16 protein-coding genes and 1 other annotated feature are annotated in these 15,637 nt (G+C 36.2%); all 16 genes read left to right on the forward strand.

Annotated elements, in window-relative coordinates:
* The first annotated feature begins 5 nt into the window (after positions 1–5).
* The 16 genes from C1724_RS04125 (at position 6) to greA (ending at position 15,600) form a co-directional block, all read left to right on the forward strand.
* Positions 6–677 (forward strand): tetratricopeptide repeat protein, encoded by a 672-nt coding sequence (locus C1724_RS04125; protein WP_102345459.1) that lies wholly within the window; start codon positions 6–8, stop codon positions 675–677.
* A 282-nt stretch (positions 678–959) separates the two neighbouring features.
* On the forward strand, positions 960–3,323 hold the full coding sequence (gene recD2, locus C1724_RS04130) for an SF1B family DNA helicase RecD2 (RefSeq protein WP_102345460.1): 2,364 nt from the start codon (positions 960–962) through the stop codon (positions 3,321–3,323).
* Positions 3,324–3,399: 76 nt separating this feature from the next.
* Entirely contained in the window at positions 3,400–3,891 is a 492-nt protein-coding gene (locus tag C1724_RS04135; RefSeq protein WP_102345461.1) for a PRC-barrel domain-containing protein, read from the forward strand.
* 33 nt (positions 3,892–3,924) lie between these two features.
* Positions 3,925–4,113 (forward strand): hypothetical protein, encoded by a 189-nt coding sequence (locus C1724_RS04140; protein ID WP_102345462.1) that lies wholly within the window; start codon positions 3,925–3,927, stop codon positions 4,111–4,113.
* A 24-nt stretch (positions 4,114–4,137) separates the two neighbouring features.
* Positions 4,138–4,272, forward strand: a complete 135-nt coding sequence (locus tag C1724_RS04145) for a YrzQ family protein (RefSeq protein WP_102345463.1) — start codon at positions 4,138–4,140, stop codon at positions 4,270–4,272.
* A 294-nt stretch (positions 4,273–4,566) separates the two neighbouring features.
* Positions 4,567–5,643, forward strand: coding sequence for an AI-2E family transporter (locus C1724_RS04150; protein ID WP_102345464.1), 1,077 nt, complete (start codon positions 4,567–4,569; stop codon positions 5,641–5,643).
* Positions 5,644–5,709: 66 nt separating this feature from the next.
* Positions 5,710–5,964: a binding site (T-box leader), on the forward strand.
* A gap of 141 nt (positions 5,965–6,105) precedes the next feature.
* Positions 6,106–8,742 carry an alanine--tRNA ligase gene (gene alaS, locus C1724_RS04155; RefSeq protein WP_102345465.1) on the forward strand — a complete coding sequence of 879 codons (2,637 nt, stop codon included), beginning with the start codon at positions 6,106–6,108 and terminating at the stop codon, positions 8,740–8,742.
* Between the two features lie 106 nt (positions 8,743–8,848).
* Positions 8,849–9,121: an IreB family regulatory phosphoprotein gene (locus C1724_RS04160; RefSeq protein ID WP_102345466.1), complete on the forward strand. Its 273-nt coding sequence runs from the start codon at positions 8,849–8,851 to the stop codon at positions 9,119–9,121.
* Positions 9,121–9,537 carry a Holliday junction resolvase RuvX gene (gene ruvX / locus C1724_RS04165; RefSeq protein ID WP_102345467.1) on the forward strand — a complete coding sequence of 139 codons (417 nt, stop codon included), beginning with the start codon at positions 9,121–9,123 and terminating at the stop codon, positions 9,535–9,537. Before C1724_RS04160 ends, ruvX begins: the two co-directional genes overlap by 1 nt.
* A gap of 14 nt (positions 9,538–9,551) precedes the next feature.
* Positions 9,552–9,851, forward strand: a complete 300-nt coding sequence (locus C1724_RS04170; RefSeq protein ID WP_102345468.1) for a DUF1292 domain-containing protein — start codon at positions 9,552–9,554, stop codon at positions 9,849–9,851.
* 349 nt (positions 9,852–10,200) lie between these two features.
* Positions 10,201–11,349, forward strand: coding sequence for an endolytic transglycosylase MltG (mltG, locus tag C1724_RS04175; protein ID WP_374703420.1), 1,149 nt, complete (start codon positions 10,201–10,203; stop codon positions 11,347–11,349).
* Positions 11,350–11,445: 96 nt separating this feature from the next.
* On the forward strand, positions 11,446–12,093 hold the full coding sequence (locus C1724_RS04180) for an O-methyltransferase (protein ID WP_102345470.1): 648 nt from the start codon (positions 11,446–11,448) through the stop codon (positions 12,091–12,093).
* Positions 12,094–12,097: 4 nt separating this feature from the next.
* A complete protein-coding gene (locus C1724_RS04185) occupies positions 12,098–13,027 on the forward strand; it encodes a peptidase U32 family protein (RefSeq protein ID WP_102345471.1) in 930 nt (309 codons plus the stop codon).
* Positions 13,028–13,063: 36 nt separating this feature from the next.
* A complete protein-coding gene (locus C1724_RS04190) occupies positions 13,064–14,344 on the forward strand; it encodes a peptidase U32 family protein (RefSeq protein ID WP_102345472.1) in 1,281 nt (426 codons plus the stop codon).
* A 23-nt stretch (positions 14,345–14,367) separates the two neighbouring features.
* Positions 14,368–15,009 (forward strand): uridine kinase, encoded by a 642-nt coding sequence (gene udk, locus C1724_RS04195; protein ID WP_102346727.1) that lies wholly within the window; start codon positions 14,368–14,370, stop codon positions 15,007–15,009.
* A 102-nt stretch (positions 15,010–15,111) separates the two neighbouring features.
* The gene (greA, locus tag C1724_RS04200) at positions 15,112–15,600 is read left to right on the forward strand and encodes a transcription elongation factor GreA (RefSeq protein ID WP_102345473.1); all 489 of its coding nucleotides are present in this window, start codon (positions 15,112–15,114) and stop codon (positions 15,598–15,600) included.
* The last annotated feature ends 37 nt before the right edge of the window (positions 15,601–15,637 follow it).

Genomic DNA, 15,637 nt, shown 5'->3' on the forward strand with positions numbered 1-15,637 from the left:
ATTTGATGACTGATTATAATCAGCAGGGAATTCAATATATGCAGGAAGGAAAATACGAGGAGGCAGCAAAAATCTTTAATGAGGCGATTGCAGCTAATCCGAATGATCCTATTGCCTATATTAATTTCGGCAATTTATTAGCAGCAGTTGGTGAACCAGAACGTGCAATAGCATTTTTTAATAAAGCTATGGAAATAGATGACGAGATTGTCACAGCTTATTATGGAGCTGGAAATACGTATTACAATCAAGAGGATTATATAAAAGCAAAAGACATGTTTGAACAAGCTATAAAAAAAGGATTGCAAGAAGCTGATGTGTATTTTATGCTTGCGATGAGTCTGTTCCAATTAGGTCAAAATAAATTAGCACTTCCATATTTTCAAAGGACAATTGAATTAAATGAATATGACGAGGATGCTTATTTTCAATATGGCCTATGTCTTGCTATGATTGAAATGATTGATGAGGCCATTCCACAGTTCGAACGAACAATCGAACTTAATGAGGAGCATGCGGATGCCTATTATAATTTGGGTGTAGCATTTGCTTTTAAGGATCTAGCTGAGAAAGCTTTGGACATGTTTACAAAAGCGTTAGATATTCAGCCGGATCATTTCTTAGCTAATAATGGTAAAAAGAATATCGAGGTATTCTTAAAAACAAACGAAGCATAAATTTGGGCTAATATCCAGATGCAGCCCCTATACTTGCCTTTCGGGAAAAAGTAACCTTTAGCTAGAAAAGAGGAACCACCTCATATCCCTAGAGAAGAACACAACGCCACAGTCCGTGTACATTGTGACAGGATGTCGGGGGAGCAGATGCTTGTACTTCGGGAGGAGCAGGATGGCGAGGATTTTCCCGTTGATGACAAGATGTGAGCTGCTATTATGGAGAATATGGGCATGTGCGCCTTCGCTTTAATAACCACTCGGGAGATTTAAAGGGGAATAACTATGGAAAAACAACAATCCGTCGAGCTAACTGATAATCAACAAAAAGGATATATAAAGGGAAAGCTTATTGTGATGGTTTTTCACAATGAAGAGTCGTTATATTCTGTTGCTAGAATTCGTATTAAAGAAACAGACGAAGACTATGAAGATAAAGAGGTCATTGTTGCAGGTTATTTCCCATATATCCATGAGGACGAAGTTTATACTTTTTTTGGTCACTTCCATCAACATCCAAGACATGGCCTACAGTATCAAATACAAAACTTCCGCAAAGAATTGCCACAATCTGAAGATGGAATTATTCAATATTTATCAAGTGATCTATTCGAAGGGATTGGGAAACGAACTGCTCGCAGTATTGTAAAAGTACTTGGTGAACGAGCAATCTCTAAAATTTTAGAAAATCCTTCTATCCTTGATACTATCCCTAAACTTACGTCAGAAAAAGCAAAAAGCTTATATGATACACTTAAACATCATCAAGGACTAGAAACCATTATGATTGCACTGTCTAATTATGGATTTGGTCCTCAGCTTTCAATGAAAATATATCAAACATACAAAGAAGAAACGTTAGAAACCATTAAGGGGAATCCTTATACATTAATTGAGGATATTGAGGGTATTGGCTTTAATCGTGCAGATGAGCTTGGGAAAGTGTTTGGTATTTCAGGTAATCATCCTGACCGGATTCGAGCTGGTTGTTTATTTATTCTTAATCAGCAATCCCTTCAGGAAGGTCATGTTTATCTAAAACTTGAACCTCTAATACTTGAAGTATATAAAATTTTAAATGAGAAACAAAAAGATAATACCGTTTCGGAAATCGACATTTCTCGGGAAATAATTGGTCTTGGAGAAGAAGGGAAAATTATTGTGGAAGAGGATCGTGCGTATATCCCTTCTCTTTATTTTTCTGAAAAAGGACTGGTATCAAGCCTTAAAAGAATTTCAGATCAAAAGGAATTCACTGACGAATTCCCAGAATCGGAATTTTTAAAAGCTTTAGGTGCTCTTGAAGAAAGGCTAAATGTGCAATATGCTCCCTCACAAAAAACAGCAATTCAAACGGCACTTTCGTCACCATTGATGATATTGACAGGTGGTCCAGGTACGGGTAAGACAACAGTTATTAAAGGCATAGTTGAGGTATATTCTGAATTGCATGGGTGCTCGCTAAATCCAAAAGATTATAAAAAGGAAGAGAGCTTTCCAATTGTTCTATGCGCTCCTACAGGAAGAGCCGCCAAACGAATGACAGAATCTACAGGATTACCTGCTGTCACAATACACCGCTTGTTAGGCTGGAATGGGGCTGAAGGTTTTAACTATGATGAAGATAATCCTATTGAAGGCAAGCTTGTTATAATTGACGAATTTTCGATGGTTGATATTTGGTTAGCTAATCAATTATTTAAAGCATTGCCACCTGCAATTCAAGTAATTCTTGTGGGGGATGAAGATCAATTGCCATCAGTAGGTCCTGGTCAAGTACTTAAGGACTTATTGTTTACGGAAAAGCTTAATACCGTTCGGTTAACGGATATATATCGTCAGTCTGAAGGGTCTTCAATTATTGATCTTGCTCACAGTATAAAAAATGGGATTTTGCCTGAAGATATTAAACAACCCAAAATAGATCGAGCGTTTTTTAAGTGTAAACAGGATCAGGTCTTGGACGTTGTACGCCAAGTTAGTGCAAACGCGCTAAAAAAGGGCTATTCAGCTAAAGACGTTCAGGTTTTAGCGCCAATGTATCGCGGTTCAGCCGGAATTGATGCGTTAAATAAAATGCTGCAGCAGCTTTTTAATCCTAAAACTGAAACAAAACGAGAGTTAGCTTTTGGGGATGTCGTTTTTCGGAAAGGTGATAAGGTATTACAACTCGTTAATCAACCTGATGATAACGTCTTTAATGGGGATATTGGAGAAATCGTCAGCATTATTTATGCGAAAGAAAATGTTGAAAAACAAGATCAAATTATTATTACCTTTGAGGGTACAGAGGTTGTGTATACTCGACAGGATTTATACAAAATAACGCATGCTTATTGCTGTTCAATTCATAAATCACAGGGCAGTGAGTTTCCGATTGTTATTCTTCCTATTGTCAAAGGGTATTTTAGAATGTTGCGCAGGAATTTAATTTATACTGCAGTTACGCGCAGTAAGAATTACTTGATTTTATGTGGAGAGGAGGATGCACTTCGTCAAGGTGTATCCCGACAGGATGAAGGTTTAAGACAGACCTCGCTTCAACAAAAAATTATCGAGCGGTTTGATGGTCCATTAAGTACAGATCCGGAATTGGTGCAATTGGATAATAACAACATGGAAAACGTTAGTCCGTATGATTTCTTGTAAAATTTCGTAATATAAAGATGTGTTCAAAACAAATATGTTTTGAAACAAACTGGATGTTCGAAAGGTGGAGTGCCTTTTGCGAACGTTCTCTTCTATAAAAGATTTACCTATTTATGAAACAAAGTCTGGTAAAGAACTTGGGAAGGTATTAGATCTTTACTTTGATGAACAGGGTACTGTCAATGGTTTAATGATGAATACAAAAGGGCTGTTTAAAAAAAATCAGCTTATTCCTCTTTCAGATATAGCCTCTTTTGGAATAGATGGCGTAATGTTATCGAATGAACAAAAAAATAAGGCAATACAAGTAAAAAAAAAGCCAAGTCATTTTCTTGAAAATGGTCACGAAAGAATTCTCGGAAAACCATTAGTTACGACTGAGGGAGAGAAACTTGGCTTAGTTGAAGATGTATATTTCCGCGAAGAATTGGGCACAATCGTAGGGTATGAAGTAACGGATGGTTTTTTCGCGGATATGACAGAAGGACGTAAAGTATTTAAGACGGATAAGCCTTTAACGATCGGTGACGATGTGTTAATTGTAGAAGTTGATCCGCAAAATAAGTAAAGCCTGTTAGTGAAAGAGGAGTGAGTATACCCTATGAAGTGCCCAAACTGTTCAAGTAAGGATCTTGGTAAAATTGGTGTGAACCAATACTATTGTTGGAATTGTTTTATTGAGCTATCCGTCAATAAAGATCGGTTTTTAACACATCAGGTTGAAGAAGATGGAACATTAAGTTCATTAGATGATCTATTCGCAGAAGAGGATTTACGACTAGAAATGTAAAATTTCCTCAAGGTGGTGTTGGCTATGAACAGAACGATGACTTCTTTAGTAGCGCTTGGAATTGGAGCAGTAGCCTATAATATGGCTAGGGGAAATAACAATATGTTTAGTGCAAGGAACATGAAAAAAATGAGAAAGCGAATTACTAAAGCTTTCTAAGCTATATTGAGGCTGTCCCGATATGGGGAGGTAACCCTGCAAGCATTAGGATCTTTTTTGGTTGATACTAAATGTATTAAAGGGAGCCCGTCCTTTGGGACAGCCCTCTTTTCTATGAGAAAAGAGGGCTGTTTATGATGGTAAAATATATGACAAATTTTAAGGGACTAGCAAATTTTGGATCCCAAACCTAATCATAAGGCCAATGAAGGACCAGATCCAGATCAAATAAAAGGTCTAGCAAATCATTAACGACCTGCAGTCTTCTTTCATCAATTAGTAGGGAGTGGTTTCATGCAAAATCGGAGTATTCTATGGCTGATACGATCCACTACATTGCTAATAATCTTTCTATGCATGTACTTATTTTTTTTAAAACTGGCTCCGCTTTGGAAACCTATTTTTGACATTTTCTTAATTGCATTTGTTCCAATTTTTATTGCAGGATTTATCACATATTTACTACATCCACTTGTAGAAGGATTACACGGGCGTGGAATTCCACGATCAATAGCCATTTTAAGTATATACCTTTGTTTCTTTGGTGGTATCGGTTTTTTACTATATAAGCTAATTCCATTAGTTGTTCAACAATTGATGGATTTAAGTAAAAATTTGCCTTATTTCACGAATACATATCGCAGTTGGATTGAGGAAATTGATTTTAGAACGGAGCATTTCCCATTAGGTATTCATCAAAGAATAGAAGCGGGGCTTAATGGATTAGAGCAAGGGATAGATCGATTTATTTCAAGATTATTACTTTTCATGAAGGAATTATTAAATTCAATTATATTATTTGCGATTATACCTTTTATTGTTTTTTATATGCTCAAAGACTTTACAATATTTAAAAAAGCAGCGTGGTATATAACTCCTAGGAAATGGAGGAAATCAGGTATTGCCTTATTAAAGGATATCGATGAGTCACTTGGACGTTATATAAGGGGGCAATTATTCGTATGTTTGGTAATTGGTGTTTGTGCAACGATAGGCCTATGGCTTAGTGGAATAAGTTATCCGCTTATTTTGGGTTTTATAATCGGTGTAACCAATATTATTCCGTATTTCGGTCCCATTATTGGAGCTGTCCCAGCAGTTATTATCGCTTCAACCATATCATTTAATATGGTGATTATTGTTTTTTTGATAATATTATTCTTACAATTCTTGGAAGGGAATGTATTATCACCGTTAATTGTCGGTAAAAGCTTACATATGCACCCTGTTGTTATTATAATTGCTCTTCTGGTTGGAGAACATATAAGTGGCATTCTTGGCTTAATTTTAGCAGTACCTATCATTGCCGTACTAAGAGTCATATTATATCATCTGAAAATTACATTCGAAAAAAAAACACAAACAGAGTAATAAACTACTGTTTGACAAACTAGTCATATTTTGTCTAAAATGATTTCATGTGTACAAATAAATGATGTTAACATGATGAAGGATCAAGTACGTTACAGACCATCTGTAAACAAAAACAATGTGTTTTTGATCGAAGAGAGAAACTCCCTAGGCTGAAAGGAGTTTTAGATGAAGGGTAACAGAAAGCTAATCTAGAGTGCAAAGCTTAATAAGCTTTGCCGTGTAGCCGCGTTAAGGCATTGAGGTGATGAAGTGGAGTTATTAGTTAACACACTTCATAATCAGGGTGGTACCGCGAGAATAATAGCTCTCGTCCCTGCTTTTAAGCAGGGACTGAGGGCTTTTTTATACTTTAAAAAGGATTACTACTTCATCAAAGAAATTAAAGTATAATATCTTCATTTTCATTATGAGCAGGTAATGTGTTTTTCTATTTTTATTTAAGGTAGGAGGAATAATTCAATGAAAAAATTAACTGCAGCACAAATTCGACAAATGTATTTAGACTTCTTTAAGGAGAAAGGTCATGCTGTTGAACCGAGCCGGTCATTAGTACCACATGAAGATCCATCATTACTTTGGATTAATAGTGGTGTTGCAACATTAAAAAAGTACTTTGATGGACGAGTCATTCCGGATAACCCAAGAATTTGTAATGCTCAAAAGTCTATTCGTACAAATGATATCGAAAATGTGGGTAAGACAGCTCGACATCATACTTTCTTTGAGATGCTGGGAAATTTCTCAATCGGTGATTACTTTAAGAAAGAAGCGATTGAATGGGCATGGGAATTCTTAACTGGTGAAAAATGGTTGGCTTTAGACCCTGAATTACTATCTGTTACTATCCATCCAGAAGATCACGAGGCGTATGATTTTTGGAATGAAGAAATTGGCGTTCCTGCAGAGCGGATTATACGTCTTGAAGGGAACTTCTGGGATATTGGTGAAGGTCCAAGTGGCCCAAATACTGAGATCTTTTATGATCGTGGTGAAGAATATGGAAGTGATGTAAACGATCCTGAATTATATCCTGGCGGTGAAAATGACCGTTATCTTGAAATATGGAATTTAGTATTCTCAGAATTTAATCATAATCCTGACAATACATATACGCCGCTTCCAAAGAAGAATATTGATACGGGGATGGGGCTAGAGCGCGTAGCTTCAGTTATGCAAGAAGTGCCGACGAACTTTGATACAGATTTATTTATGCCTATCATTAAAGCAACTGAAGAAATTTCAGGCGAAAGATATAATGTGTCAACTGAAAAGGATGAGGCATTTAAAGTAATTGCTGACCATATCAGAACTGTTACATTTGCAATTGGTGATGGAGCACTGCCATCAAATGAGGGCAGGGGTTATGTATTGCGTCGTCTTCTTCGTCGAGCGGTTCGTTATGCAAAGCAAATAAATATTCACCGACCATTCATGTTTGAACTAGTTCCAACCGTCGGAGAAATAATGGTTGATTTCTATCCAGAGGTAAAAGCAAAAGAGGAATTTATTCAACGTGTTGTTAAGAACGAGGAAGAACGTTTCCATGAAACATTAAATGAAGGCTTGGCAATCCTTTCAGAAGTGATTGAAAAGGAAAAGGCAAAAGGAAGTACTGTTCTTCCAGGAGAAGATGCATTCCGTTTGTACGATACCTATGGATTTCCATATGAGTTAACGGAAGAGTATGCTGAGGAAGCAGGAATGACAATTAATAAAGATGACTTTGATGCAGAAATGGAAAAACAACGTGAACGCGCGCGTAAAGCACGTCATGAAGAAGGCTCCATGCAGGTTCAAGGTGGTGTACTTGGTGATATTAGAATTGAAAGCAAATTTATCGGGTATGACCAAACTGATACAGAGGCAACGATTGAAGTTGTTCTACAAAATAATAACTATGCAGAACATGTTGGCACTGGTGAAGAAGCTCAAATCATGCTAAATGTGACTCCTTTCTATGCTGAATCAGGTGGTCAAATTGCTGATCAAGGATATTTAACTAATGATGAGCTTGTGTTACGAGTTAAAGATGTTCAAAAGGCTCCAAACGGTCAAAATTTACATTCTGTTGTGGTCGAAAAGGGTATACTTAGCAAAGGCTTAAAAGTTACTGCACAAGTTGACGAAGATAATCGTAATCGAATTATTAAAAACCATACTGCAACACATTTACTGCATCAAGCCTTAAAGGATGTGTTAGGTGACCACGTTGCTCAGGCTGGATCATTAGTAGCGCCAGATCGTCTTCGTTTTGATTTCTCGCATTTCGGTCAAATTAAACCAGAGGAACTTGATCAAATTGAAGCGATTGTTAATGATAAAATTTGGAATAGTATTGGTGTCGAGATATTTAATAAAAATCTTCAGGAAGCGAAAGAAATGGGGGCGATGGCCTTATTCGGTGAAAAATACGGTGACGTTGTCCGTGTTGTTCGTGTGGGTGAATACAGCTTAGAATTATGTGGTGGCTGTCACGTAAGCAATACAGCCCATATCGGTCTATTTAAAATCGTTTCTGAATCAGGGATTGGTGCAGGTACACGCCGTGTAGAAGCCGTTACAGGCGAAGCTGCGTATCGATTAATGAATGATCAAGTAAATATTTTAAAAGAGGCTGCAAGCAAGTTGAAAACAAATAGTAAAGAGGTACCAGCTAGAATCGATACATTGCACGGTGAAATTCGACAATTACAACGGGAAAATGAATCATTAGCAGCTAAACTTGGTAATATCGAATCAGCTAACCTAGTAGATGAGGTAGTGGAAGTGAACGGCGTGAAATTGTTAGCGAAGAAGGTAAATGCAAAAGACATGAATAGCCTTCGTTCCATGGTTGATGACCTTAAAAATAAGCTCGGTTCTGCTGTTATCATTCTTGGAGCTGTTAATGAGGATAAGGTAAACCTGACAGCAGGTGTTACAAAAGACTTAATCGAAAAGGGTTATCATGCAGGTAAATTAATTAAAGAAGTGGCTCAGCGCTGTGGCGGCGGCGGTGGCGGTCGTCCAGACATGGCACAAGCCGGTGGTAAAAATCCTAGCCAATTAGTAGAAGCTCTTAATTATGCTGAAGAATGGATGAAATCTATTTCGTAATTTTACCAATATAGTGTACAATAGAGAAAAAATGGTGTTTTTGAAAAAAAATGGGGAGCCCTTTACTTTAGGTTCCTTTCAGATACACCAAGAACGGAGGTGTCATATGAGCTCGTTGGATAAAACTATGCGATTTAACTTCCAAGATGAGCCTGTTGATACGAATGTAAAGGATGTATTATTTACAGTTCATGAAGCGCTACAAGAAAAGGGCTATAATCCTATTAATCAGATTGTAGGGTATTTACTTTCAGGTGATCCAGCTTATATTCCTCGCCATAAAGATGCTAGAAATATAATTAGGAAGCTTGAAAGAGATGAATTAATTGAAGAATTAGTGAAATCCTATCTAGAGACGCATCGGGATGGAAAAAACTAATGAGAGTAATTGGTTTAGATGTTGGAACAAAAACAATTGGAATTGCTGTAAGTGATGAATTAGGGTGGACTGCACAGGGCTTAGAAACGATCAAAATTGATGTAGATCAAGGTGATTTTGGTTTGGATCGCATGGCTGAACTAATAGAACAGTACAAGCCTGAAAAGTTAGTTGTCGGCTTTCCAAAGAATATGAATGGAACTGTTGGTCCACGTGGCGAAGCCTGTCTCGAGTATGCAGAGACTCTGAAAAAACAATTTAATATTGAGGTTGTGCTATGGGATGAGAGGCTTTCAACAATGGCTGCAGAACGAATTTTATTAAGTGGTGACGTAAGTCGGAAAAAGCGAAAGAAAGTCATTGACAAAATGGCGGCTGTTATGATCTTACAAGGGTTTCTTGATAGTAAACAATAAGGAGAGTGTATTTTATGGCTAAAGAGGAAAGAGAAAGAATTATTATTCCAGATGAACATGGTGAAGAGCATCTATTTGAAGTATTATTTACATTTGATGTGGATGAAACAGGTAAATCATACATGGTATTAGAGCCGGTAGGCGATAACCATAATGACGATGATGAAGAGGAAGTAGAAGTTTTTGCTTTCCGTTTTGAAGAAAGTGGAGAAGAAGACGATGTAAGTTTATTTCCAGTTGAAACTGACGAAGAGTGGGAAATCATCGAGGAAATGTTAGCTACATTCTCAGAGAATGAGGGCGATGAAGAATAAACAATAGTGAAACGGACCAGCTTGCTGGTTCGTTTTTTTTGAAAATAGGAAAGTATATACACTTTTGTAAGGTACTATGGCTGAACGATAATGGTATAGTAGCGAGACCGAGAGAATGGTAACAAATTGTTATAATCATACCTGCTAAGGTAAGTACCGGAAAGGTTACCACTTTTATAGTGAGATAGTAAATGTTAAAAGTAGTATATACTAGTAAAATAGAAGTATCTTCATATATGCTGATAGCTTTTTTCTCCTATTTTAGATAAAATTCGAGCATCTCTAACAAAAAATCCCTCGAAATATTTGAACTATATAGTATAATAATACGAATGAAGGGGGGATAATTTTGAATATATCTAAATCGGATGAAACAGATTATCACAATAAGCTACAAGATCGAGAGCATGAAGCTCGAATCGTACGTAAAATTGTACTAGTCATTTTATCAGTTTTAATTATAATTTTTCTTGCAGTAGTCATAGGTGGTTATCTATATATTACTTCTGCTTTAAAACCTGTTGATGTACAAGATGAATCAGAAAAAACAGTTACAATTCCAATCGGTTCATCTGTTCGGGGAATCGCAGGAATATTAGAAGAAAATGGACTTATTAAAGATGAAAATGTTTTCAGATATTATGTGAAGTTCAAAAATGAATCTGGCTTTCAAGCTGGTGACTATCAGTTAAGTCCGTCGATGGAAATACAAGAAATTATTGATCAATTAAAAACAGGTAAAGTAATAAAAGAAGCTTTATTTTCAATTACAATACCTGAAGGCAAACATATCGAGGAAATGGCAACGATTATTTCCAAAAAAACAAATTATTCTGTGGAAGAAATAATGGATCAACTAAATAATAAAGACTATATTCAACAGTTAATGGAAAAGTACCCAACCATTATTACTGAAGAGATATTTGACCCTAGTATTCGATATCCGTTAGAGGGGTATTTATTCCCTGCAACGTACCAATTTTTTGAGAAAGATCCATCAATCGATTTTATCATCGAGGAAATGCTTACTAAAACAGAAGAAATGGTTTCAGGCTTTACAGGACAACTTGAAGAAAAAGGACTTACAGTGCACAAATTTTTAACGATGGCATCTCTTATAGAAGAAGAAGCAACGCAAAAGGCGGATCGAGAAAAAATTTCCAGTGTTTTCTACAATCGACTAGATCAAGGCATGCCGTTACAAACGGACCCAACAGTTTTATACTCGTTAGGTAAACATTCTGTGCTAATTACTTATGATGATTTAGAGGTTGATTCACCTTATAACACATATCAAAATCCTGGTTTGCCTCCTGGTCCAATTGCAAGTCCTGGCGAGATGTCTATGTCAGCTGCGGTAAATCCGAGTGAAACTAATTATTTATATTTTTATTCACGACCTAATGGGGAAACCATTTTTTCTAAATCGCTTAATGAACATAATCGGGCTATTAACCAATATGGACATGAGTGGGATGAATACAAAAAAAGTGAGTAGGGGAATGTTGAATGGGGGAATTCGAGGCTTCCTAATTCGCATTCCCCCTGTTGTTGTGATAAAATATCTTGAGTGTTTTAAAGGAGGTTCATTTACTTGTTCACGCCAAATGAAATAACAAATTACATTGAATCACTCATCCCTGCAAGAGAAGAAGAAATAACAAAAATAGAGAACTATGCAAAAGAACATGGCGTTCCTATTATGGAACTAGTGGGCATAGAAGCTATGCTGCAATTATTGCGATTACAGCAACCCAAAACTATATTAGAAATAGGAACTGCAATTGGTTATTCCGCTATTCGTATGGCTAGAGCATTGCCGAATAGTAATGTGATTTCAATTGAGCGCGATCAACATCGTTATGAAAAAGCAATTGAAAACATTAATAATTTAAATCTACAAAATCAAATTAAAGTTTACTTTGGGGATGCATTACAATTGGCAGAACAAGTAGAAATGGACGGGCCTTATGATTGTTTATTTATAGATGCCGCTAAAGGTCAATACCGTCGTTTTTTTGAGCTGTATAGTCCGATGATGACACAGAACGGAGCTATTTATTCAGATAACATATTATTCCGCGGTCACGTTGCAAATGAGAACATTGTGCTTGATAATAAACGACACAGAGCTATCATAGACAAAATTAAAGCCTATAATCAATGGCTTATGACCCATAAAGATTACGAAACTGTTATATTAACTGTTGGCGATGGAATTGCAATTAGTCGAAAGAGGTGAAGACATGAAAAAACCAGAATTATTAGTAACTCCTACAAGTGTCAATGATATTGAGGAGCTTGCAAAAGCCGGTGCAAATGCTGTAATCATAGGAGAGGAACGCTATGGCTTGCGTTTGGCTGGGGAGTTTAAACATAATGATTTAACCACTGCTATTAAAACCGCTCATCAACACGGAATGAAGGCATATGTTGCCATGAATGCGGTTTTCCATAATGATAAACTAGCGGAACTTGGTGATTATATTAAGTTTGTTCAAGAGGCAGGTGCTGACGCCATTGTTTTCGGTGATCCAGCTGTATTAATGGCAGTTCGAGATGCTGCCCCTACTATGAAGTTGCACTGGAGTACTGAAACGACAGCAACTAACTGGTATACGTGTAACTATTGGGGACGAAAAGGTGCTGCACGTTCTGTTTTAGCTAGAGAACTAAATATGGATGCGATCGTTGAAATTAAAGAAAATGCAGAGGTTGAAATTGAAGCTCAAGTTCATGGTATGATGGCAATGTTTCAATCTAAACGCTCCTTAGTTGGTAATTATTATGAGTTCCAAGGTAAAATGCTAGAAGTAGAGAATAAAGGAAAACAACATAATATGTTTTTACATGATAAAGAGCGTGATAATAAATATCCTATTTTTGAGGATGAAAATGGAACACATATTATGAGCCCAAATGATATTTGTATTATTGATGAGTTAGAGGAGTTAATCGATGCTGAAATTGACAGCTTAAAAATAGAAGGAATTTTAAAGGCACCTGAATATATAATTGAAGTTACAAAAAAATATCGTGAAGCAATTGATTTATGTGTAGAAAATCGAGAAGAATATGAAGATAGGAAAGAGCGACTATTAGCGGACATTGTGGCAATTCAGCCAGTTAATCGTCCATTAGATACAGGATTTTTCTTTAAAGAAACAGTTTATTAATAGGCAAGTTAGTCTATTGAGAAGGGAGTGTAAGTTATGACTGTTCAAACAGATAAGATTTCTAAAATTATAGATGGAAAAAGAGTTATTGTAAAAAAACCTGAACTACTTGCTCCAGCAGGGAATTTAGAAAAATTAAAAATAGCTGTACATTATGGAGCAGATGCTGTTTTTATTGGTGGACAAGAATATGGTCTACGCTCTAATGCAGATAACTTTTCACATGAGGAAATGGCAGAAGGTGTTAAATTTGCTAATAAATATGGAGCAAGAATTTATGTGACAACTAATATTTATGCACATAATGAAAATATCGATGGTTTAGAAGAGTATTTACAAGGTATAGAAAAAGCGGGTGTTGCTGGAATTATCGTGGCAGATCCACTGATTATTGAAACGTGTAAAAGGGTTGCTCCTAAACTTGAAGTACATTTAAGTACACAGCAATCGTTGGCCAACTGGAAAGCAACGCAATTCTGGAAAGAAGAAGGATTAGAACGGGTCGTATTAGCGCGAGAAACAAGTGAAGAAGAAATTAGAGAAATTAAAGAAAAAGTTGATATTGAAGTAGAAACTTTTATTCATGGCGCAATGTGTATTGCTTATTCGGGCCGTTGTACATTAAGTAATCATATGACTGCACGTGATTCAAATCGTGGCGGATGTTGTCAGTCATGTCGTTGGGACTATGATTTATATAGTTTAGAAGATGAAAACGGAAATGTTACCGAAACGCCTTTATTTAATGAACAGGATGCACCATTTGCTATGAGTCCTAAAGATTTAAATTTAGTTGCATCGATTCCAAAAATGATAGAACTTGGAATTGATAGCTTAAAGATTGAAGGACGAATGAAATCTATTCATTATGTTGCAACGGTTGTTAGTGTCTATCGAAAAGTTATTGATGCATATTGTGCGGATCCAGAGAATTTTACAATTAAGCAAGAATGGTTAGAAGAGCTTGATAAGTGTGCAAATCGAGAAACAGCTCCTGCCTTTTTTGAAGGAGTTCCTGGGTATAAAGAGCAAATGTTTGGAAATCATAGCAAAAAGACCAAATTTGATTTTGTTGGAATGGTGTTAGATTATAATCAGGAAACACAAATGGTTACTTTACAACAAAGGAACTACTTTAAACCAGGTGATGAAGTTGAGTTCTTCGGACCAGAAATCGATAATTTTAGAATGAAAATAGACAAAATTTGGGATGAAGAGGGAAATGAAGTGGATGCAGCTAGACATCCATTGCAAATCGTAACCTTTAAAGTGGATCAACCATTATACCTTTATAACATGATGAGAAAAGAGATGTAATAATGGAAGGGGTACCTCTTGAGATGGGGACAGTTAAAAAGCCAATTGTAATTGGAATTGCTGGTGGTTCCGGATCGGGTAAAACCTCGGTAACAAGAGCCATTTATGAAAAGTTTTCAAATCAAGATATCGTTGTTATTGAACAAGATTATTATTATAAAGATCAAAGCCACTTACCGTTTGAAGAACGATTATCAACAAACTACGATCACCCCCTAGCATTTGATAATGATTTGTTGATTGATCACGTCCAACAGCTATGTAATTACAAAAGCATCGAAAAGCCTGTTTACGACTATCAGCTGCATACACGTTCAAATGAAACTATTTTAGTAAATCCTACGAATGTTATTATTCTAGAAGGAATATTAATTTTAGAGGATGAACGTCTTCGAAGTTTGATGGATATGAAACTTTTTGTTGATACAGACGCTGATATTAGAATTATCCGTCGAATTTTACGAGACATAAAAGAACGTGGACGAAAAATTGATGCTGTAATTGAGCAGTATGTTTCAGTAGTTCGGCCAATGCATATGCAATTTATTGAACCAACCAAACGGTATGCAGATATTATCGTGCCAGAAGGTGGACAAAATAATGTTGCTATTGATTTAATGGCAACAAAAATTCAAACAATTCTTGAAGAAAAAGAGATTTTATAATAGGATTGTATATACTTGGACATATTGTATAAAGCTGTGGGGGGCTTTATACTTTTATTCATTTTTTTATACATAAATCATGGTTATAAGGAGTGAAGGGATATGGCAGAAGAAAAAAGTTATTATATGACATTAGAAGGAAAAGAAAAGTTAATAAAAGAGCTTGAATACTTAAAAAGTGAAAAACGTAAAGAAGTGGTTGAACGTATAAAAATCGCTCGTGGTTTTGGGGATTTATCAGAAAACTCCGAGTATGATGCAGCAAAAGATGAACAAGCATTTGTTGAATCAAGAATTGCTACATTAGAAAAGATGATTCGTAATGCTGTCATTATTGAATCAGATAGTGCAAATCCTAATCTTGTGGCACTAGGAAAAAGTGTTAAATTTGTTGAGTTAAATGATGATGGTAGTGAAGAAGATGAAGAAGAGTATACCATTGTTGGTAGTGCCGAAGCAGACCCTTTTGAAGGCAAAATTTCCAACGATTCCCCAATGGCGAAAAGTCTAATTGGTCGCTATGTTGGTGATGAAGTAATTGTTCAAACTCCAGGTGGAGAAATGAAAGTAAGAATTAAGGAAGTAAAATAATAAGAGCGCTTACGTTTTAATTATGCACACCTCGTCC

Origin of the sequence: Bacillus sp. Marseille-P3661 (genome assembly GCF_900240995.1) — a bacterium.
Lineage (GTDB): Bacteria > Bacillota > Bacilli > Bacillales > Bacillaceae_J > OESV01.